The following is a 21,067-nucleotide window of genomic DNA, read 5'->3' as shown; positions in this document are numbered from 1 at the left end:
GATACTTTTACTATTGATGCCTTGCTACCCGGGCGGCTCTGCTCGGGGTACGGTTATGCCATTGTGTGGCAGCATGTCAAAAGCATAGGTACAACATGCCAACAGGCACCGCATATTGGGTGTAGATGCAGCTGTGGGCCTCCGACACCGGAGACCCACAGCCGTATTCACTCAACTTCAGCAAGGAAGTTATGTTTTTGAAATCTTAAACATAACTCACCCCGCCGGGTACAGTTTATCTAACATTCAATCTGATGTCTAACAGATTCGATGAACTTCCATAAGGTTAAACCTTAAATATAATCATTAGGTGCTGTGATCAATCTCTGGGAGTAGTTCACGGGTCACAGCGTCTCCCAGAAGCCTGCCGCGTAGCGTAAGACGCACCCGTGCGTGAGGATCCGGTTCTGCGTTTGCGGTCAGAGCCTCTGGCTCAATCAGCCCCTGAGCTATCAGCCATCGCAGCGAAGCCCCGAGTTCTTGAGGGTCGTGCGCCGCCAGCAGCTCACGTACCGGCAGCCCCTCCCGCACCCGAATCATGAGCATAATCGTCTCAAACGCCCGGGTGGGGGTATCCAGAATCTCACGTGCAGCTGCCGGGGACTGCCCGGTCCGTACACGGTGCGCATAAGGAACAGGGTGTTTAAGGTTCCACCACCGGGTACCGTTAAGGTGCGAATGGGCCCCCGGGCCAATTCCCCACCAGTCCTGGTTACGCCAGTACGCCAAATTATGGTCGCTGCGGGTCTGCGGCGATGAGGAATAATTCGACACCTCATACCAGCTGTACCCGGCGTCGGTGAGATACTCCTCCGCGAGCAGGTACATATCGGCCATCAGGTCGTTATCTGGCATGGTGTAGTCGCCGCGCCGGATCTGTGCGGCAAGTTTGGTACCATCCTCGACAATGAGCGAGTACGCCGAGATGTGGTCGGGCCGGTACGAAATTGCGGCTTTCACGCTGCGCCGCCACTGTTCCAGTGTCTCACCGGGTGAACCATAGATCAGATCAACCGAGACCTGCAGGCCAGCTTCTTGTGCCCACGCAATAACTTTGGGAACATTCGCGGGGGTGTGGGTACGGTCAAGCACCTGCAGCACCTCAGGAACTACGGACTGCATGCCGAAGGAAACACGCGTGAATCCCCCTTCCTTGAGGGCGAACAGATCGTCACGGGTCACCGAATCCGGGTTAGCTTCGGTGGTGATTTCAGCGCCCGTTCTGATTCCAAAAACATCCGCTGCGGCTTGCAGAATACGCACCAGATCTCGCGCGGGAAGTTTCGTGGGCGTGCCGCCGCCGAAGAACACCGTGTGCAGCGGGCGCCTTGCCACCCCGGATGCTTCAAGTGTTCGGGCGGCAAAGAGAATCTCGGCAATGGCATCATCGGCGTAAGTGCCCAGCCCTATCCCGTCACCGAAATCTTCGGTGGCGTACGTGTTGAAGTCGCAGTACCCGCACCGCACCGAACAGAACGGAATATGCACATAGAGGCTGAAATCACGGCTCTCACAGCCCCGGACGGAGGATGCGGGTATATGCCCATCATGAGGCGCGGGCGCGCCAGAGGGCTGTGCGGGTGCCAAGAGGGGTGCCTCCTCACCAAGTATCGTATGAGTCTTTTTGCGGGATAGGTGCGTTTAAGTCATACGGGTAGAGCTTTACCGCGCGGGAATTCTCACGCAGCAACAGCTCTACCCGTTTTCCACACTGTATCGGCTACTTTTTCTTGTCTTTCTTCTCTTTCTCTTCACCCGAAGACAGAGCGGCAATAAACGCCTCTTGCGGCACTTCAACACGGCCGACCATCTTCATGCGTTTCTTGCCTTCCTTCTGCTTTTCCAGCAGCTTGCGTTTACGCGAAATATCGCCGCCGTAGCACTTTGAAAGCACGTCTTTGCGCATCGCACGGATATTCTCACGGGCAATAATGCGGGAGCCAATGGCAGCCTGGATAGGCACCTCAAACTGCTGGCGGGGTATGAGTTCACGCAGCTTACCGGTCATCATCACACCGTACGAGTACGCCTTATCGCGGTGGGTGATGGCCGAGAACGCGTCCACTTTCTCGCCCTGAAGAAGGATATCGACCTTCACCAGGTCAGCTTCTTCCTCGCCGTCAAACTTCCAATCCAGCGATGCGTACCCGCGAGTACGGGACTTGAGCTGATCGAAGAAGTCAAAAACGATCTCGGCCAGCGGCAGGCGGTACCGCATCTCAACACGGTCTTCAGACAGGTAGTCCATGCCACCCATCTGCCCGCGGCGTGACTGGCACAGCTCCATAATTGCACCAATGTAATCGCTGGGGGCAATAATCGTACACGCCACCATCGGTTCACGAATGGTAGCGACCTTACCCTCAGGGAATTCGCTCGGGTTCGTCACACGCTTTGCATTACCCGCTTCGTCTACCACATCGTAAATAACGTTAGGGGCGGTCGAAATCAGGTCGAGATTGAACTCGCGTTCCAGGCGCTCCCGCACGATCTCAAGGTGCAGCAGCCCCAAGAACCCGCAGCGGAACCCGAATCCCAGTGCCGCGGAGGTTTCCGGCTCATAGATGAGCGCAGCATCGTTAAGTTTGAGCTTATCGAGAGCATCACGCAGCGCCGGGTAGTCTGAACCGTCGATGGGGAACAGGCCCGAGAACACCATCGGTTTAGGATCCTCATAGCCGCCCAGCGACTCCTCCGCCGGTTTATGGGCACTTGTGACGGTATCACCCACGCGGGACTGGCGCACGTCCTTCACACCCGTGATAAGGTACCCCACCTCCCCCACGCTCAGGCCCTTCGAGGGGATGGGCTCAGGGGAAATGACGCCGATCTCCAATAGGTCATGTTCAGCACCAGTAGACATCATCTTGATTTTCTGGCGCGGCTCCAGTCTGCCGTCTACCACACGCACATAGGTGACCACACCGCGGTATGAATCGTACACGGAGTCAAAAATCATGGCGCGGGCGGGCGCGTCCGCCGTACCCTCGGGAGCGGGAATACCCTCAACGATACGGTCCAGCAGGGCCTCCACACCCTCACCGGTCTTACCGGAGACCCGCAAAACTTCATCGGGCTCACAACCAATAAGGTGCGCCAGTTCTTCGGCATACTTATCGGGCATCGCGGCGGGCAGATCAATTTTATTCAGGACAGGGATGATGGTGAGATCATTTTCCATCGCCAGGTACAGGTTAGCGAGGGTCTGCGCCTCAATACCCTGCGCCGCATCCACCAGAAGCAGCGCACCCTCGCACGCAGCAAGCGAGCGAGAGACCTCATAGGTGAAGTCCACATGGCCGGGCGTGTCAATCATATTCAGCGCATAGGAGGTGCCCTCCACCTCCCACGGCATGCGCACCGCCTGAGATTTAATGGTGATGCCGCGCTCGCGCTCAATGTCCATGCGGTCAAGGTACTGCGCCTTCATATCGCGCGGGGCAACCACACCGGTTGCCTGGAGCATACGGTCAGCGAGAGTGGACTTGCCGTGATCAATATGCGCAATAATGCAGAAGTTGCGAATAATCGCGGGGTCGGTGGCCGCCGGGACGGGCGGGTTCTTCGACAGAGGAGCCACTCGCTTCAATCCTTTCAAGGGTGTTCGCCACAGATAATAGGCATAGCCATCTAACATTTTCCCATGTTTAGAGCGGATGCGCGAACCAACGCCGGGTGGGAGGCGTCCCACCACCCACGCAGCAGTTCCGCGCAGCTGCCCGCACCGGCCGGTGGCTGTGTTACTGCGGCTGCGAGCAGGTATTAACCAGCTTCCCAATCCCCTCAATACGGGTTACCAAAGTTTGCCCCGGCTTCAGCCACCGACGCGGGTGATACGACAGCCCCACACCCGCCGGAGTTCCGGTGAGAATCACATCGCCCGGCTCAAGGGTCATAAACGTTGACAGGTAAGAGAGCAGCTGAGCCGGGGTGAACACCATATCGGCGGTGGTGCCACTCTGGCGGATTTCCCCATCCACCTCACAGCTCATGGCCAGACCAGCCGCAGGATCCACCTCATCCGGGGTGACGATGACCGGGCCGAAAGGGGTCATCCTATCCCAGTTCTTCCCCTGAAACCACTGGCTGGTGCGGCCCTGCCAGTCCCGTACCGAGACGTCATTCGTGACCGTATACCCCAGAAGCCCCTCCAGCGCTTGCTCTTCACTCACACCGCTCATACTCTGACCCACCACCAGCCCAAGCTCAACCTCCCAGTCGATTTTAGTGCTCTGGGCGGGCATACGAATCTCATCACGCGGGCCGATTAAAGCGTTAGCGTATTTAGCGAAAATCGCGGGATACTCCGGGAGCTCAAACCCCATCTCAGCGGCGTGGTCCCGGTAGTTCAGCCCCGCGCAGATCACTTTACCGGGGCGGTCAATCGGTTGCACAAAATTCAGCGATTCCCACAGCTGCATCCCGTGCCCGAGCGTAGTCGCCCCATTTTCACGCATAATAGCGAGCGCATTCTTGGGGTCCCCGAAATTCAGCCGGTAGCGCCCATAAAACTGCAGCAGCGGTCCGAGCTTGGCGGGGAACTCATACACGGTCTGCTCGTGCAGGCAGACGGCGCGGGTGCCTTTCTGGTCTTTAATCTGTGCCCAGCGCATGGGTTCCTTCCGGGTTGGTGGTATGTTCAGCGTATGTATCGGAGTCTAGCAGGGTGAGCAGGTTCGTATCAGGTTCCAGTACGCTCTTATCGTTATTTTTAATGTTCCCGATACGGCTGCTAACCTGCCGTACACGCCATTGGGCTGCCTGAGGGTAGGCGGCGTGCTGAAGCTGTTCCAGAGCAGTACGAGCATCGTGCAGGTCGCTCACGCCCATTGTAGGCATGCGACTATCTTCTGGGGTGCCGGCTACACGCCCCGACCCCAACCATACGTCAAGGGTGCTCGGTTGTCCGTTGACGGCAGCAGGGTTGAGCGGCAGCGGCATTCGCTCGTGAATGTGCCCAAGTTCCCGTAAAAGCGGTGAGCCATCTTGCCTGGTGTAAGAGCGCGGTGAAGCCATCGTGAGGATTGTGAACGTCAAAAGCCACTGGCCGGTTTGCGGCTCATACCCTCCACCGGTTAGCGCTTTTGCTGATACCGGGTTTATCTTATGCCAGGCGTACAGCCCCGCCAGGTACAGGTACTGACCGGGCGGACCGATACGCTGCGGTATTTTATGTTCTTTAACAGTGCCTCGGGCCGTGACGGTGCTGCCTTGTACACCCCATTCGTAGTAGCCGCTGGTGGGTATTGCACAGTGCCCGGTGACGGCAGGACGGGCATAGCTTGCTTTCTCAAAAAGGGTTTCACTGCGGGCGTTGAAGGTAAGGGAGGGAGGTTTAGGGTCTTCGTCCCAGGGGTGCCAGTCGGGAATCAGGCCCCACCGGGCACGGTATATTTCCCGGTAGGTTCCGCCTGTGTCTAGGGTGGATGCCCCCAGCCGGTGCACGCCGGGGCGGCGCGGAGCATCTGGCAGCTGCCCCTGAGCGGTACGGGGTACGCGGCGGTTCAGCAGGATTGGGACCTGCTGGGTGGGCGCAATATTCCACGAGGTAAAAGGCTCCGTGAGCGGCACCCCACCCAGGGAGGTGCCGTAGTGCGCCTCAAGCCCGTACCGGCCGCACATTAGCGGAACCCGTTCTGCGCGTATACGTCAAGGATGGCGTCTTCCAAATCCTCCATGAGCAGTGCTGGATTGGCTTCTTGTGCGGCGCCGATGGTTGCCGGATCAAGCGGTAGCCCCAGTGCTGCATAGACACGCTCGGTGACAGACCGCAGTGGAGCCGAGTCGGCGACCACGATGCCTGTGCTAAACCACCAGGCGCCAGAGACAACGCGCTGGGCGGTACCGACCAGTTTTATGCGTTCTCCGGCACGTTCGCCTCCTAACCGGGCGTGCACCGAAAATTCGCCGGGGCAGTATTCTCCGGGTATCTCCCCCACGGCTGCGTCCACACCAACATCTTGTAACGCCCGGGCGAAAAGCTCGCCGAAAAGTTTGTAGCGTAGGTTGCTGCCGGTTTTCGCATCGTCAGCTGGCTGAAAATGGTCGATAACCAGGCACCCCGGGTGGTAGGCTGCCGCATGCCCACCAACTTTGCGGACAAGCACGTTAAAACCCATGTTTTTGCAGGCGGTAACGGCTTGGGCAAAGCCGGGTTTGAGTTCGTCACGGCGTCCAAAGGCAACGGTGGCTTCGGGCTGGTAGATGCGCAAAGTGGCGTTTCGGCGCCGGTGCGCAACCTCGCGCAGAATTGTGAGTGTCTCGTCGTAACGGGCAATGATTCCACCGGCTGTTTCACCGGTTTCGCGTAGGATATCCACGGGTTCAAGTGTACCCGTATTCGCTACAGGTAACGGTTCTGTTCAAAGAACCAGTGGGTTTATTGTGTCTCTTTATGGTCAGCTATAAGGCTCGTGGCGGGTGAACCTTGCCCGCCGGGTAACTCCGTGTGGGTTTTAGTGACATAATGTCAGACACACTAGTGGTTTAGCTACCCCTTTCTCCCTTGACCTGCCAGGGGTATGCTTATAGAGAACAGGAAAAACAGTATCGTAAATTCCCACATAAAACCACCTAAACACATGCATCGAACCGCGTAAACTATAGACCACACTGGTCCGAAGGAGAACGCAATGAGCCAGAAACCGGAGGATTCGCCCAAAGAATCCACAGCTGCACCAGATACAGCAACGGGAGCCTCCGCACCCCCGCCGCCTCACACGACGGGTGCGCCACAAGAACGCACCATTCTTGCACTAAAAGTTGCGGCCATCGTCATCGTCACCTTAGCTATTTGGCTTATTCCCGCCCCGCCCGGGGTAGACCCGCGCGGTATGCACATGGCAGCTATTTTTGTTGGCACCATCCTGGGGCTCATCCTCCAACCGCTGCCTACCCCATCCATAGCGCTCACTGGTTTAGCCATAGCCATGATTACCGGCACGATGACAGCTAAAAAAGAGGCGCTCGCCGGGTTTGGCAACTCCGCCATATGGATTATTGTTGCGGCATTTTTTATCGCCGACGGCTTCCTTATCACCGGTTTAGGCAAACGCATCGCTCTTCTTTTTGTGTCTCTTCTGGGTAAGTCTTCTTTGGGGCTCTCCTACGGTATGGCTATTACCGATCTGGTGCTTGCCCCAGCCACCCCATCCAATACGGCCCGCGCAGGCGGGGTCATCTACCCCATCATTAAATCCCTTGCTGAGGTGAATGGCTCCACCAATGAGAGCACGGAATCGCGCCGGAAACTTGGTTCTTTCCTGCTCATGACAGAGGCCCAGGTTAACACGATCACTTCAGCAATGTTTCTTACCGCCATGGCTGGCAACCCGCTCGCCGTGAAATTCGCGCAAGATAAAGGTGTGCACCTGGACTGGGGAACATGGGCGTTGGCTGCTATCGTCCCCGGTCTAGCCGCCCTCATCGTGCTGCCGTGGGTGATGTCGAAGATATACCCTCCCACCATTAAGAAAACCCCCGATGCCCCCGCTCACGCCAGGGAAGAGCTTAAAAGCATTGGGCCGATGACCCGACCCGAGTGGATTATGCTTGGCACCTTTATAGTGCTGCTTATCCTGTGGATCGGAGGCTCCAACCTGGGGGTGGATGCTACGGCGGCCGCATTTTTGGGTATCGCTATTCTGCTCGTTACCAAGGTACTTACCTGGAAAGATATGGCGGCTAACTCAAGCGCCTGGTCCACGCTTATCTTCTTCGCCGTGCTGGTAGGCATGGCCGATCATCTCAAAACCCTTAAAGTGGTTGAATGGATCGGCGCCTCCGTCGCCAGCAGTGTGGGTGGAATGGCGTGGCCTTTAGCGTTTGGTGTCCTGGCGCTCGTATACTTCTACATCCACTATTTCTTCGCGTCTAATACCGCGCAGATTGTGGCTCTTTATGCGGTCTTCCTCGGTGCAGCTATCGCAGCAGGTACCCCGCCCATGTTTGCGGCACTATTCTTAGGTTTCGCCGGTAACCTGATTGGCGGCATCACCCACTACGCTTCCGGGCCTGCCGGGGTGTACTTCGGATCCGGGTACATTAAGACCGGCGAATGGTTCAAGCTGGGCTTTATTGCATCGGTCGTGAATATTATTATCTGGGGTCTCATCGGTACTGTCTGGATGTTCTCCCTCGGGTACGGACGGTAAGAGCCTACTCTCCCATCGCGCAACTGTGGCGGGCACCTTCAAAGGTACCCGCCACAGCAGTCTTTGAAGCCCAGACCCTACTTACCAGCAGCCGCTTTCTGAGCTTCTTCAGCCTCAGCGTAGTTCTCAAAAACATAGTCAATATACGCCGTGTCAACGGGCTTAGCACCCAGAGCGTCAAGCCCCTGCGTCAAAGCCTGTTCGTATTCCCGCTCATAGCGTGTCTCGCACCGTTCAATCGCCTGTTCTTTCTCAATGGTTAGCCGTACCGCATTAATGCTATACCCGTTACGGCTCAGATAGTCTACAAGCTGCTGCGCCACAAAGCCCGGGGTGAACGTTGCCTCCAGGATCAGGTTCATCCCCTCATCCGCGAACGTGCTCAGAAGAATACTCCCCAGTTTCGCTGAATCTTCACGGGCGATCGTCGCAATATCCATGGGGAACAGCTTATTCCCCTGCTTCTCAAATTCACGTGCAGGCTCAGGTTTTAGAGCCTCATACCAGCCTTCGGCAAGGTACTGCCGCAAGAACGCTCGGTCAAGAAGCTCGGGGTCAATCACTATATAGTCTTCGTTCCACCCCTCAATAGTGTTCGCAATATACTCGCTTTTACCCGACCCCGGGGCGCCCACCACCACATGCGCTTGCCGCTGCGCACCGGCGGTGGAGAACATCTTGCGGTAAATCGCCGTGACGTGCCCGAAAAGCTCTCGTTCCTGCTCCCACTCTTCAATCAAATCAGCAGGCAGCGGTAGACCTCGCGCGGCGAGCGCCTGCAGATCGGTGGGGTCAATGAGGTTCTTATAGAACGCCATCACCAGCTCGTCGTAGCTGCCGGGCATAAAGAACCGGAACTCGTGGTAGGGGTTCCACTGGGCGTGCACATTGTACTCCCAGCGGGTCAGCTCGTCGGCCAGCTGCTCGTTGGTCAGGGCGCCAATAGCGTAACGGGTGCAGATCTCCTCGGGGCCAGCACCCGAAAAACCGGGTTTCACAGGTCGCACACCCGGCAGCGCCTGCATATTGGTGTTCAGTTCTTCTTCGCTAAACCCGGCGCTCTCATTCGCCTCCTGCGGAGACATACCCGACTCTATCTTGTTTTTGAGGACGCGGCGGGAGTCCAGCTGTTGCAGATTTTGCCGGTACATGGCAATTTTTTGGGGGTCGAGAGCCACCGTCGGCGCTCCTTTCAGGGTCAAAAAATATCGGCGAAGGTGCGTTTGCCGTGGCCGGTGCCGCACCCGTTGTTAAAGCATAACCGAGGCTCCGAAGTATTACCTACACGCCCGGTGTAGGTGGTCACGAATTCACACCTGGGGTAGGCTTTAAATCAAGGCTATTGTCACACGCATCCGCGGGTTCTGCCGCGCTACGATGGTGTTCTTATCGGGTGCGTCTACCGCTGCAGAAGGGCTCCTCTCATGCATCAAGAGCAGAACATTACTCACACCCTTAATACGCAACCTATCCCCATGGTAAAACCTCATGCTGAGTTCCCGCTGGGATTTCTGTGGGGTGGGGCGACCGCCGCTAACCAGTGTGAAGGCGCCTGGGATAAAGACGGGAAAGGCCCCAGCATTCAGGATGTGCTTCCCCGCGGCGGGTTCAACCCACGTACAGCAACTCCCACACCCGACAATCTAAAGCTTGAGGGTATTGACTTTTACCACCGCTATCCGGAAGACATTGCACTTCTTGCCGAGATGGGGTTTAAAGTATTCAGGTTCTCCATCGCCTGGTCACGGATTTTTCCGCACGGTGATGAAACGGAACCGAATGAGGCTGGTCTAGCGTTCTACGACCGTCTGCTCGATGAGCTCGAAAAATACGGTATTGAGCCTTTAGTGACCATTAGCCACTACGAGACCCCTCTGCACCTTGCCGAGAAATATAACGGGTGGGTGAGCCGTAAGCTGATTAGCTTCTACGAGCGGTACTGCCGGGTGCTGTTTGAACGGTACGGGCACCGGGTAAAGTATTGGCTGACTTTCAACGAGATTAACTCAGTCCTTCATGTGCCGTTTATGTCAGGGGGTATTAACACCCCTAAGGAGCAGCAGCTATACCAGGCGATTCACCATGAGCTAGTCGCTTCAGCACGGGCAACCCGGTTAGCACGCGAACTTGCCCCGGATGCGCGTATTGGGTGCATGATTCTGGCGATGCCTACCTATCCGCTCACCCCGAGCCCCGATGATGCGCTCGCAGCCTTACACGCTGAGCAAGCCAACTATATGTTTGGTGATGTGCATGTGCGCGGCGCCTACCCCGGCTATTTTATGCGTCAACTGGCAGATAAGGGTGTGCAGCTTGAGATCACGGAGCAGGACCGGCAGGATCTGAAGAACACAGTTGATTTCGTATCGTTCAGCTACTACATGTCTACCTGCGCCAGCGGCAACCCGGCACGCGGGGAGCGTGAGGCAGGCAATATGCTCGGCGGGGTCAGTAACCCGCACCTGTCGGCTTCGGAGTGGGGCTGGCAGATTGACCCGGTGGGGTTGCGCATCGTGCTGAACCAGTACTGGGACCGCTGGCAGAAACCGCTCTTTATCGTAGAGAACGGTCTAGGGGCCCGCGATGAGCTGGTGGAGGCCAACGGCGAGCTGACGGTGCTGGACGACTACCGTATTGAGTATTTGCGTGCACATCTGCTGCAGGTTCGGGAGGCTATTGCAGACGGTGTGCAGCTGCTCGGTTACACGACGTGGGGCTGTATCGACATGATTTCAGCCTCGACGGCACAGATGTCAAAACGCTATGGTTTTGTGTATGTGGACCGCAGCGACGACGGCTCAGGCACCTTGGCCCGGTACCGTAAGAAGTCCTTCGACTGGTACCGTCGTGTGATCGCCTCCAACGGGGCCGAGCTGTAGGGTATCCAACAATACACAAACAATCCCGCATATTTACTCATTAGTCAGGTCTCTTATATTGCCTTCACATTGATTAAGTATGCGGGATTGTGCGCTTATGGGGCGGTTATGCCTCGACGGAGGCAACGATAATGAACGCACCGGCAATCACGGCACCGGGATGCAGGTTTTGCGCCGTCTCCGCAGGAAGAGCAATAGCCATCGGCACTACTGATTCTCCCAGAACATACCAGAATTCCCTCCCGGTCAGCTCATTGGTGCGCAGCTGCGCACTTTGAACAACCGCCGCGAACATTGCTACCGAGCTTGCCTCATCCCCCGTGGCATCCCCGCTGTGCAGCGCCAGAAGCCACGGTGATTTCAGATGTTTCGCGTCTAGGGTAAGGCCATCATGCTCGGACTGGGCCTGCTGATACTCATCCTCCGAAGCATAGACCACAACCTCAGCGCCAAGAGCGGCGGGTCGTACCGTCACCTTATTCGGCTCGGTCAGGGTAAGGGCCGTGGGGTTATCCACATACGCGAGGAAGCGGCCTTCACGGTCTCCGCCCTCCAGAAGGTCAAAGTGCGCCAGGTTATGCGAGACACGGTACCCCTGCGCCGGGTAAGCATGTGGGCTCTCTAGGTTCGCATCAGTGTATTCCGTGCCGTCTTCCGCCCTGCCAAAAGCCACCTTCGCGCCGGACGGGTCGGTGTACACGCCCCAGGATGCACCAGCGGGGTCATCAATCACAGGAACATTTCGTCCCGCTAGGCGTTCACGGGTCTCAGCGACGCTCTCATCAATACCGATCGCGTGCAAATCTGGTTCTGTGCTCATCTGTTTTCCCCTTCTAGTAGCGGGTTTTCGTGAAAAGTTCCTTGGGCAGCCTCAGCCCATCCGCACCATATAACGCGTGCGCCTAATAAGTATTTCCGTCTCGTTTAGTCTACCGGCATATCGTGCAGGCTGGTTGAGACAAATTCCCACCAGGTGGGGGTTAGACCAGCCGCCGCTGCGGTGCGTTGTGACAGTATGTGCGATGGGCTTGTCCCGTAAAACGGCAGGTACCCTTCTGCGAGTACAATACGAGCCACCTCACGGATCATCCGTGAAGCCAACCCGTAGTGCCGAAATTCTGGAAGCACATCCACACCTATTTGACGCATGAGCGGTGAGTCATCACTTGCACCTACCAGAGCAATCGGATCGGTTGCCTCCGTCTCCACCCCGTATGCGGCTAGTACTGTTACGTCGGGGCGGCGGCAGCTGAATCCCAGGGCGTTTGCGTACCGGGTATCCCCGCGAAAACGCTCGCACTGTTGCGGGGTTAAAAACTCAAACCGCACCGGCAGCTTGGTGCCCGCAGTATCTTCCGGGCTGGTTTCGATAGCTGCCGCTGAAGCATTGGGGGCGGTTACAATAGTGTGCTCCCCCGCGACCTGATCGTATAGTGCATGGCAAAGAGATGCGCTATCAACACGGCGCATCATGCCGATCCCCGGAACAGCACATTTCACTTCCTGCGCGGGAAGATTTTCAGGTACTACTGACTCCAGCAGCGCACGCGTGGGCGTGTAGTAGATGCTGGTTCCGCTCACCTGCTGGCTGTAGGGGGTCAGAAGCTCGTTAAGCTGGCGTAGCTGGGCGTAATCACCCAGCCAGTTTGGGTTATCTCCCGCCATATACTCGCGGGCTTTTTCAAGCACCCGCGGGTGCTTTGCGCACAATAGCCCCACCCCGGCATAGTTAGCGACTCGTAGTTCCCAAATATCGTCGTTGCGGCGGCGGGATGAGCCCATCTTATCCGCTGGCAGCTGCAGCTGCGCGAGTAGCCCTGTCCCCTGTCCGTGAGCCTTAGCGACTGAACCGTGCGGCAAACAAAAATCGGCTTCTAACTGGGCGGCGATCATATGCCGGGCACGGTCGCGTGTGGTGACGGCACCACGTGCATGTGCGGCGTTCACAAAACCTCCTGGATAAAACGGCCGGTGTGTGAGGAAGCGACCCCAGCCACAGACTCGGGGGTTCCTTCGGCAATTACGGTACCCCCGCCATCGCCGCCTTCCGGCCCCATATCAATAATCCAGTCAGCGCATTTAATCACATCAAGGTTATGTTCAATAGTGATAACAGTGTTGCCCTTATTGACAAGCGACTGCAGAACCGCCAGCAGCTTCCGGATATCCTCAAAATGCAGCCCGGTAGTCGGCTCATCCAACACATAGATAGAACGACCATTAGAACGTTTCTGCAGCTCGGCCGCCAGTTTCACACGCTGCGCTTCACCGCCCGACAACGTAGTGGCAGGCTGCCCCAACCGGATATACCCTAGACCAACATCCACCAGGGTATTTAAATGCCGGGCGATAGGGGTAAAAGCCGCAAAAAACTCGGCGGCTTCCTCTACCGGCATTTCAAGCACATCGGCGATAGTTTTACCCTTGTAGTGCACCTCAAGGGTCTCACGGTTGTAACGTTTGCCGTGGCAGGTCTCGCACGGTACGTACACATCCGGCAGGAAGTTCATCTCAATCTTGAGCGTGCCGTCGCCTGAACAAGTCTCGCACCTGCCGCCCTTGACATTAAACGAAAAACGCCCAGGGGTATACCCCCGTATTTTTGCCTCGTTTGTTTCGGCAAAAAGCTTACGAATATTATCAAATACGCCCGTGTAGGTTGCGGGGTTTGACCGCGGGGTGCGCCCAATCGGGGACTGATCCACATGAATCACTTTATCGAGGTGTTCAAGCCCCTCAATTTTCCTGTGGCGCCCCGGCACTTGTTTCGCGCCGTTGAGTTTATTGGCCAGTGAGGTGTACAGGATGTCGTTCACCAGAGTGGATTTCCCCGACCCAGACACTCCAGTGACGGCGGTAAAAACACCCAACGGGAAAACCACATCCACATTCTTGAGGTTATTTTCGCGCGCACCGAACACTTTCACACGTCGTTTCTTATCCACCGGCCGACGTGTTGCAGGTACCTCAATCTCACGGCGGCCCGCCATATAGTCACCCGTGATCGAGCGCTTATTCTTGAGGAGCTCATCGTATGTGCCTGAGTGCACCACCTGTCCCCCGTGCTCACCTGCGCCGGGGCCAACGTCCACTATCCAGTCTGCCTCACGCATGGTATCTTCATCGTGCTCCACCACAATCAGGGTATTGCCCATATCCCGAAGCTTCGTCAGGGTGTCAATCAGGCGCCGGTTATCCCGCTGGTGCAAACCGATGGAAGGCTCGTCCAATACGTAGAGCACACCAACCAGTCCGGAACCGATCTGGGTGGCTAAACGGATGCGTTGCGCTTCGCCGCCGGAGAGCGTGCCAGCGGCGCGTGAAAGGGTCAGGTAATCAAGGCCCACGTCCAGCAGGAATTGCAGACGCGCGTCGATCTCTTTAAGCACCTGCTCAGCGATTTTCATTTCACGTTCGCTAAGGGTCAGTCCGCGCATGAACTCTAGGGCTGTGCGCAGGGGCAGTTCGGTTACTTCCGCAATGGATTTCTGCCCAACTTTTACCCCTAGGATAGTGGGATTCAGACGCGCCCCGCGGCAGCTGGGGCACGCCACCTGACGCATGTACTGTTCGTAGCGGTCACGCGCGAAGTCTGACTCAGTCTCTGCATGTTTGCGTTTAATGTAGGCTTTGACCCCTTCAAATCCGCTGGTGTAGCGGCGTTCGCGCCCGAATCGGTTACGGTATGAGACTTCGACTTTAAAATCTTTTCCGCTCAGGATCGCTTTCTGCACTTTGGCGGATAGCTTATTCCATGGGGTGTTAAGGTCAAACCCAAGTTCTTCGCCCAGACCGGCGAGCAGACGTAACCAGTATTCGGTGGTTGCTTTGCCCTGTGACCAGGGCGCAATAGCGCCTTCGCCGAGGCTCAGCTCGGGGTTGGGGATCAGCAGCTCTTCGTCCACTTCGAGACGGGAGCCGATACCGTCGCACGCTTGGCAGGCACCAAACGGGGAGTTAAACGAGAAGGCGCGCGGCTCAATTGTGTCGATTTGCAGGGGGTGGTTATTGGGGCAAGCTAGGTTTTCGCTGAAACTGCGGGTACGCTCGGGGCTGTCTTCCGCATCATCTACAAAATCGATAAGTAAACGCCCGTCGGCAAGCCGTAGTGCGGTTTCCACCGAGTCAGTCAGGCGCTGGTTAATGCCGTCTTTAATGACGATGCGGTCAACGACCACCTCGATCGTGTGTTTGTACTGTTTAGCCAGTTTCGGGGGGTCGGAAAGCTGCACTGTTTGCCCGTCTACTCGGGCGCGTGAGTACCCTTGGGTTAGCAGGTCTTTGAAAAGATCGACGAACTCCCCTTTGCGTGCAGATACGACGGGGGCAAGCACCTGCACGCGGGTACGCTCAGGGTACCCCATGAGGGTATCAACGATCTGCTGCGGGGTTTGTTTAGTTATTTCTTCACCGCATTCTGGGCAGTGGGCATGCCCTACACGCGCCCACAGCAGACGCATATAGTCGTAGATTTCGGTGATGGTTCCTACAGTAGAACGCGGGTTTTTTGAGGTAGATTTCTGGTCGATAGACACAGCGGGTGAGAGCCCTTCGATGAAGTCTACATCCGGTTTGTCCACCTGCCCTAGGAACATGCGGGCATATGAAGAGAGCGATTCGACGTATCGGCGTTGTCCCTCTGCGAAGATCGTGTCGAAGGCCAGCGAGGATTTTCCGGACCCTGATAGCCCGGTAAAGACGACCATCGCATCGCGTGGAATGGTAAGGTCTACATTTTTAAGGTTGTTCTCGCGTGCTCCCTGCACACGAATACTGCTTAGATCGTTAGCGCGCGGTGCAGCAGGCACGCTGGTGCCGGGGCGAGGGGACATCGGCTATCCTTCCGTTACTATCGAAATAATATTCTATCAGCCTTTGTCCTGGTCACGGGGTATTTCGATACGGGCGGAAGAGCCCGTGAGAAACTCATACGTTCGTAGGTATATACAGTGATGCGTGGTTCTGCCCCAAGCTCAAGAGCCCTCAGTACCTTATACACACCTCCCCTACACTTAAAAGTATGAGTACTTATCCCGAATCCACACTGCTGTTTGAGAATCCTGAATTCACGGTCCGCGCATTGAGCGTTTCTGAAATGGACAATAGCGTCTACCTGCTGACGATGCGCCGCTCCGGTGAACAACTGCTCATAGACCCCGCAGATGACGCCGAAGCTCTCTATGCGTTTACCCTAGACGCGCTGCTACATGACTGCCCTCATCTCGAGCTGACTGATGCACAGGATCATCGCGTGCGCGTCATAGAGTCTGAGGCCGATTTTGAGGCGGTGCGGCAACGTGCGATTGGCGTAACGAGCATTGTAGTAACCCACGGGCATTGGGACCATATTCGAGCGATTAACGGTCTTGAGAAGTTCACTGGAGCCATCACCTCAGCTGGCGCGGAGGACATTGAAGCGATTCACGAGCTGGAAGGCTTTAAGGTGGAAGAGTCGCTAATGGGTGGTGAGACATTCGATTTTTATGGCAGCGATACTGTGGTTCGGACTATCTCAGTTCCTGGGCACACCCCTGGGTCGATCGTGTATGTTCTTGAAAGCGTGTGGGAAGATGGTTCGCCCGCCACGCTCTTATTTACCGGGGACGCACTTTTTCCAGGTGGTGTTGGCAAGACGGATTCTCGGCAGCAGTTTGGCGAGCTTTTCGCAAACGTCCTGGAGAAACTTTTCGGCGCTTTTGATGACGACACGATTGTGCTTCCTGGTCATGGACGTTCCACAACTCTTGGCGAGGAACGCCCCCATCTGGAGGAATGGGGCGAACGGGGCTGGTAGGAAGTCGGCAGATAATCTGTTACGCAGTGCGCGATTAGAGTCTAATGCCTAAGTTCTTCTCTATTGTGCATCATTGCGCTCCTACCGAACACAAAAAGAAACGACCACGCTACCTTAGCGTGGTCGTTTCTCGATGCGTAGAACACATCTATCACTCAGCTCAAACACAAGCAATCCAAAGATCTATTCAAAACCTACGATTACCTGATGACATAAGTGTATATGAATTTTGGGCGCTTTTTTTGGGGTGTTTTGCCCCGATTGGCAGGCCCATGACCCATAGACAGAGTTTGTAACCGTTTCGTTATATTCACCCTGTCCATAACAAGGTTTTTTAAGTACCAATTTGATTATTGGCAATTTTTTAGTGACCTAAATCATGTAAATTTTTTTGGCGTGTATTCGCCTTGTTCGACAGCCTATTGTGATTCCTTCAAGATTTGGAACCACCTCTTTCCACGTCACCATCCCCCGGAAACGCCCAGTATATCGCGGTTTTTGAACCAGCAGTATAAATTGTCAGTATTTTTATCAAGCTAAACACAACCTTTAAAAATTCCGATCCGACAACCTGAAAATCAGCAAATTTAAGGTGCCGCACGGTTACAATTGGTCTGTTTTTAGGGGTCTGCCAGAGCATCTGAATCTGCGCCCCAAATCCCCTAGTCAATACATGCCTCAGCCAATCAATACACATTCTCTATTGACACCTATTTATTCCTCCGAAAACAGCTATTTTTCCCGTGGGGAACATTTCAAAAAACCTCATCTGAAAACTACACGTATGTAGTTTTATAGACTGAGCCCCGCATCTGGGGTCATATTCTGACCCAGATGCGGGGCTCACCAGCACGTACGCTGCTGCTACTGCCTCTTAGGAGAGACCAACCATCGTACCGTTTTCATCGAATCCAATGCGCTCAGCTGCGGGGCTCTTGCTCAACCCGGGCATGGTGCGCATCGTACCGCAAATTGCGTACACGTAACCGGCACCAGCTGCCAAACGAACCTCACGCACCGGCAAAGTCCAGCCGGTGGGTGCGCCCTTCAGAGAAGCATCTGAAGAGATAGACAGGTGGGTCTTGGCAATCACCACGGGCAGGTTACCGTAGCCCAAATCAGCGAAACGCTTAAGCTGCTTAGCGGCGGCGGGAGCAATCGAAATACCGTCAGCACCGTACACCTTGGTAGCGACCTTCTCCAGCTTCGTTTCCAGCGAGTCCTCAAGGTCATAGGTGAACTTCAGCTCCGAAACATCATCACATGCCTCAGCAACCACATTCGCCAAATCGACAGTGCCCTTACCGCCTTCGGCAACGCCACGGTGAATAGCCACACGGGCACCTGCTTCTTCAGCGATACGGCGAATAGCCTCATGCTCGGAGTCGAAGTCGGTGGGGAACGCGTTAATAGCGACCACAGGCTGCACACCAAAGTTACGCACAATCTCAATGTGCTTCTTCAGGTTCGCAGCCCCTGCCTCAACATCTGAGGGGCTTTCCTGCAGCATACCGTCGGGAAGAGGCTTACCGGGAACAATCTTGTACAGCCCGGAGTGCGACTTCAAGGCACGCACCGTTACAACCAGAACCGCTGCATCAGGCTTCAGCCCGGAGATACGGCATTTAACGTTAAAGAGACGCTCCGCGCCCATATCAGCGCCGAAGCCTGCCTCAGTAATCACGTAATCCGAATATTCGAGACCAACATAGTCCGCCACGATTGACGAGTTACCGGTAGCGATATTACCGAAGGGGCCCGCATGGATAAGCGCCGGAGTGTGCTCAAGAGTCTGCAGCAGGTTCGGGTTAATGGCATCAGCCAGAATGACTGCCAGGGCGCCGTCAGCCTTCAAATCGGCGGCGGTAACAGCCTCACCGTCATAGTTCAGGCCCACAACGATCTTCGCCAGGCGCTCACGCAGATCCTTGAATGAGGTTGCCAGGGAGAGAATCACCATGATTTCGGAGGCGCTGGTAATATCGAACCCGGTCTGGCGGGGTACGCCGTCAATACGTTCGCCCAACCCGACTACAACGTTCCGCAGGGAGCGGTCATTAATGTCAATGACCCGGCGCCATTCGATAGCGCGCGGGTCAATGCGTAGGTCGTTCCCCTGGTGCAGGTGGTTGTCGATCATTGCGGCAAGCAAGTTGTGGGCTGCGGTAACAGCGTGGAAGTCGCCGGTCAGGTGCAGGTTCAGCTTCTCCATGGGCACGATCTGAGAGTAGCCACCGCCAGCTGCACCACCCTTAATACCGAAGGTGGGGCCCATGGCGGGCTGACGCAGGGTGAGCATCGCCTTACGTCCGGTCTGTGCGAAGCCCTGAGCCAGTGATACGGAAGTAGCGGTTTTACCTTCACCGAGCGGGGTGGGGGTCACAGCGGTTACAACAATGTATTTGGAGCCGCGCTTACGTGCGGTCTCCGCGTTAGTGGTTTCGTCCAGAAGAACCTTCGCAACATACTTGCCGTAGGGTTCCAGACGATCCGCACTAATCCCGTTTTCGGCGGCGATTTCGGTGATCGGCTCAAGGGTAGCTGCCTGAGCAATTTCAAGGTCGGAAGGGAAAGGCTTGGTCATCATCGTCCTTTGCAGTTGTAGCCAACAGTTCCTTTCCCATTTTATGCTTTAGCTCACGGATTGTCACCCATCTTTGTCTATGTTCGCAGATTCTCATTGTCTTACTTCCAGGCCCAAGAGAGGGCACTTGCGAGCACGTTAGTGCTGTTAGTGTTCACCTGCCTATCTGTCCTAGGAAAGGACGGAACCGCTCGTACAGACCTCGAGTTGCTTTTTCGACACGTTTCTTTGTGCGCGCCCGAAGCACTGAGCAGTGCGTGCTGGTCAGGCATCGGTGATCGCCTCCGCCTGTTTCAGCAGCTGCCCATACTTGTACGGGTCAGTCTCGGAGAGCTTGTTTGCGCTAGCCGCCTGGATCAGCTCACGAACCTGCGCGGTGTGGCCTGCCTGCGACAAGCGCGCCAGCACCATGCGGACCTGCTCCAACGTCACCGGCACAACCTCCGGGGCCGGAGCCGGTACCGGGGCGGGCGTCTGGTGGGCCGCTTCGTACTCTTCCGCTGCAGCTTCCAGTGCTGGTTGGGCGAGCACCCGACATACCTAGGTGATCCTCGAACGATTCTCATGCGGCTTCTTCGATCGCCGAGGCCAGCATCGTGGCACCCTCCGCGATCCGGTTCAGCGCCTAGATGTAGCGGTTAGCTTCGGTGACGTTCACGTGGCATCACCACCGCTCCGGGTGACACCGACCGCATCGGTCAATGCCATGAGGTCATCGTCGGTTTCTGTGATGTCAATCTGCCGGACGCTAGCGCCAGGAACCACGAGAGTGACCTGGCGGCGGTTGCCCAGCAGAAACCGGATGAGGCGTTCCCGGATAGGCACCGTCTTCGTAGCCACGATGCCCGGATCTGCCGGAATGTCCTTGGAGATATGGAGCTTGAGCCTGTGCTGGATCATTTCCGTCACCTGCTTTCCTTAGGTTGGGGACCTGCCCCTGCGGCTGGTCCTTTCACTCCACTGCCGAGCCGGGCTCGACTGTTAAGCCGTGATTCCTCGACCGCATCGATTACTACCGTCTTCACCTCGCGGAATAGCTGCGAGCCCCGTGCCCGCGTTACGCCCAGATGCCGAGCCACGTCGGCTTGACTCAGGCCTTGCTGGATCATGAGATCGGTGACAAGCCGATGACGCTCACTTAGCTGGGCGATGGCTGCACGCATGCACGCATGGCCGCCAGATCAGCCGCATGACTGCGGGCCTCCTCTGCGGCAATCAGCGCATCTTCCGGTGTGAGCCCCGACGTGGTGGGGTCACGGTCGATCTCGAGCATCTGATCCAACGACCAAGGGTGGGTCGATGGCAGTCGGCACCCGCGACGCTCCCCGCAGCCAGCGCCACAAGTACACTCCTTCCTGCCCTTGCCTCGATCACCGCGATGGAACTGGTGGTTCATCGCTTCTTCAGCGCGCCATAGTTCATCGAGGATCTGTTGCGGATTGCGAGGTTTGATATCCTCGACTGGTTTTTGCGCCTGCTGGGCTTGTTCGTGGCGATCGGTCTCGATCATGAGCGCTAACTCGCCGGAATCGATATCGAATGTCTTGCTGGTTGATTCGTTACGGGCGTTGAGTGCCTCGTATCGCACAGTCACCTTCACGGTGCTGGTCTCCGTTCTTCGGCATAAAGCCGAGGTCTGGAGATCTGTCGGTGGGTG

General features: G+C 56.3%; 16 protein-coding genes. 3 read left to right on the top strand and 13 right to left on the bottom strand.

Annotation, left to right across the window (positions count from 1 at the left end):
- Positions 1 to 306: 306 nt before the first annotated feature.
- The 5 genes from hemW to D8M41_RS03385 all read right to left on the bottom strand — a co-directional run bounded on the left by hemW (position 307) and on the right by D8M41_RS03385 (position 6,320).
- Positions 307 to 1,587, bottom strand: coding sequence for a radical SAM family heme chaperone HemW (hemW, locus tag D8M41_RS03405; protein WP_126926401.1), 1,281 nt, complete (start codon positions 1,585 to 1,587; stop codon positions 307 to 309).
- Between the two features lie 133 nt (positions 1,588 to 1,720).
- On the bottom strand, positions 1,721 to 3,580 hold the full coding sequence (gene lepA, locus D8M41_RS03400) for a translation elongation factor 4 (RefSeq protein WP_037286595.1): 1,860 nt from the start codon (positions 3,578 to 3,580) through the stop codon (positions 1,721 to 1,723).
- A gap of 160 nt (positions 3,581 to 3,740) precedes the next feature.
- Entirely contained in the window at positions 3,741 to 4,613 is an 873-nt protein-coding gene (locus D8M41_RS03395; RefSeq protein WP_006887249.1) for a fumarylacetoacetate hydrolase family protein, read from the bottom strand.
- Entirely contained in the window at positions 4,594 to 5,622 is a 1,029-nt protein-coding gene (locus D8M41_RS03390) for an SOS response-associated peptidase (RefSeq protein WP_006887288.1), read from the bottom strand. Before D8M41_RS03390 ends, D8M41_RS03395 begins: the two co-directional genes overlap by 20 nt.
- Positions 5,622 to 6,320 (bottom strand): lipoate--protein ligase family protein, encoded by a 699-nt coding sequence (locus D8M41_RS03385; protein ID WP_126926400.1) that lies wholly within the window; start codon positions 6,318 to 6,320, stop codon positions 5,622 to 5,624. The genes D8M41_RS03390 and D8M41_RS03385 overlap by 1 nt, the downstream gene beginning before the upstream one ends.
- A 312-nt stretch (positions 6,321 to 6,632) precedes the next feature.
- Here D8M41_RS03385 and D8M41_RS03380 point away from each other — a divergent pair, with 312 nt between their 5' ends.
- Positions 6,633 to 8,153 carry an anion permease gene (locus D8M41_RS03380; RefSeq protein WP_126926399.1) on the top strand — a complete coding sequence of 507 codons (1,521 nt, stop codon included), beginning with the start codon at positions 6,633 to 6,635 and terminating at the stop codon, positions 8,151 to 8,153.
- 77 nt (positions 8,154 to 8,230) lie between these two features.
- On the opposite strand, the gene D8M41_RS03375 is transcribed toward D8M41_RS03380, so the two are convergent.
- Positions 8,231 to 9,331, bottom strand: a complete 1,101-nt coding sequence (locus tag D8M41_RS03375; RefSeq protein WP_126926398.1) for a zeta toxin family protein — start codon at positions 9,329 to 9,331, stop codon at positions 8,231 to 8,233.
- A 246-nt stretch (positions 9,332 to 9,577) separates the two neighbouring features.
- Between D8M41_RS03375 and D8M41_RS03370 the strand changes: the two genes are divergently transcribed.
- Positions 9,578 to 11,032 (top strand): glycoside hydrolase family 1 protein, encoded by a 1,455-nt coding sequence (locus D8M41_RS03370; protein ID WP_126926397.1) that lies wholly within the window; start codon positions 9,578 to 9,580, stop codon positions 11,030 to 11,032.
- A gap of 106 nt (positions 11,033 to 11,138) precedes the next feature.
- On the opposite strand, the gene D8M41_RS03365 is transcribed toward D8M41_RS03370, so the two are convergent.
- From D8M41_RS03365 to uvrA, 3 genes are all read right to left on the bottom strand, one after another.
- A complete protein-coding gene (locus tag D8M41_RS03365; RefSeq protein WP_126926396.1) occupies positions 11,139 to 11,852 on the bottom strand; it encodes a hypothetical protein in 714 nt (237 codons plus the stop codon).
- Positions 11,853 to 11,956: 104 nt separating this feature from the next.
- Entirely contained in the window at positions 11,957 to 12,979 is a 1,023-nt protein-coding gene (locus D8M41_RS03360) for a GNAT family N-acetyltransferase (RefSeq protein ID WP_126926395.1), read from the bottom strand.
- Entirely contained in the window at positions 12,976 to 15,864 is a 2,889-nt protein-coding gene (uvrA, locus tag D8M41_RS03355; protein WP_126926394.1) for an excinuclease ABC subunit UvrA, read from the bottom strand. Before uvrA ends, D8M41_RS03360 begins: the two co-directional genes overlap by 4 nt.
- A 188-nt stretch (positions 15,865 to 16,052) precedes the next feature.
- On the opposite strand from uvrA, the gene D8M41_RS03350 reads away from it, so the two are divergent.
- The gene (locus D8M41_RS03350; RefSeq protein ID WP_126926393.1) at positions 16,053 to 16,826 is read left to right on the top strand and encodes an MBL fold metallo-hydrolase; all 774 of its coding nucleotides are present in this window, start codon (positions 16,053 to 16,055) and stop codon (positions 16,824 to 16,826) included.
- 874 nt (positions 16,827 to 17,700) lie between these two features.
- Here the strand turns inward: D8M41_RS03350 and D8M41_RS03345 are convergent.
- From D8M41_RS03345 to D8M41_RS11750, 4 genes are all read right to left on the bottom strand, one after another.
- On the bottom strand, positions 17,701 to 19,413 hold the full coding sequence (locus D8M41_RS03345) for a formate--tetrahydrofolate ligase (protein ID WP_051121962.1): 1,713 nt from the start codon (positions 19,411 to 19,413) through the stop codon (positions 17,701 to 17,703).
- A gap of 261 nt (positions 19,414 to 19,674) precedes the next feature.
- A complete protein-coding gene (locus D8M41_RS03340) occupies positions 19,675 to 19,941 on the bottom strand; it encodes a hypothetical protein (RefSeq protein WP_238693462.1) in 267 nt (88 codons plus the stop codon).
- A gap of 123 nt (positions 19,942 to 20,064) precedes the next feature.
- On the bottom strand, positions 20,065 to 20,319 hold the full coding sequence (locus tag D8M41_RS03335) for a hypothetical protein (RefSeq protein ID WP_446737494.1): 255 nt from the start codon (positions 20,317 to 20,319) through the stop codon (positions 20,065 to 20,067).
- 229 nt (positions 20,320 to 20,548) lie between these two features.
- Entirely contained in the window at positions 20,549 to 20,998 is a 450-nt protein-coding gene (locus D8M41_RS11750; RefSeq protein WP_202975989.1) for a hypothetical protein, read from the bottom strand.
- Positions 20,999 to 21,067: the final 69 nt, after the last annotated feature.

Origin of the sequence: Rothia sp. HSID18069 (assembly GCF_003989155.1) — a bacterium.
GTDB classification, from domain to species: domain Bacteria; phylum Actinomycetota; class Actinomycetes; order Actinomycetales; family Micrococcaceae; genus Rothia; species Rothia aeria.
Note: the sequence above shows the minus strand (reverse complement) of the source record. Positions and strands in the feature narration are given on the sequence as shown.

What these genes read in the sequence shown, in the direction of transcription:
- D8M41_RS03395 (WP_006887249.1), bottom strand. Translation starts at nt 4,613, where the DNA reads ATGCGCTGGGCACAGATTAAAGACCAGAAAGGCACCCGCGCCGTCTGC.
- D8M41_RS03390 (WP_006887288.1), bottom strand. Translation starts at nt 5,622, where the DNA reads ATGTGCGGCCGGTACGGGCTTGAGGCGCACTACGGCACCTCCCTGGGT.
- D8M41_RS03380 (WP_126926399.1), top strand. Translation starts at nt 6,633, where the DNA reads ATGAGCCAGAAACCGGAGGATTCGCCCAAAGAATCCACAGCTGCACCA.
- D8M41_RS03370 (WP_126926397.1), top strand. Translation starts at nt 9,578, where the DNA reads ATGCATCAAGAGCAGAACATTACTCACACCCTTAATACGCAACCTATC.
- D8M41_RS03365 (WP_126926396.1), bottom strand. Translation starts at nt 11,852, where the DNA reads ATGAGCACAGAACCAGATTTGCACGCGATCGGTATTGATGAGAGCGTC.
- uvrA (WP_126926394.1), bottom strand. Translation starts at nt 15,864, where the DNA reads ATGTCCCCTCGCCCCGGCACCAGCGTGCCTGCTGCACCGCGCGCTAAC.
- D8M41_RS03350 (WP_126926393.1), top strand. Translation starts at nt 16,053, where the DNA reads ATGAGTACTTATCCCGAATCCACACTGCTGTTTGAGAATCCTGAATTC.
- D8M41_RS03345 (WP_051121962.1), bottom strand. Translation starts at nt 19,413, where the DNA reads ATGATGACCAAGCCTTTCCCTTCCGACCTTGAAATTGCTCAGGCAGCT.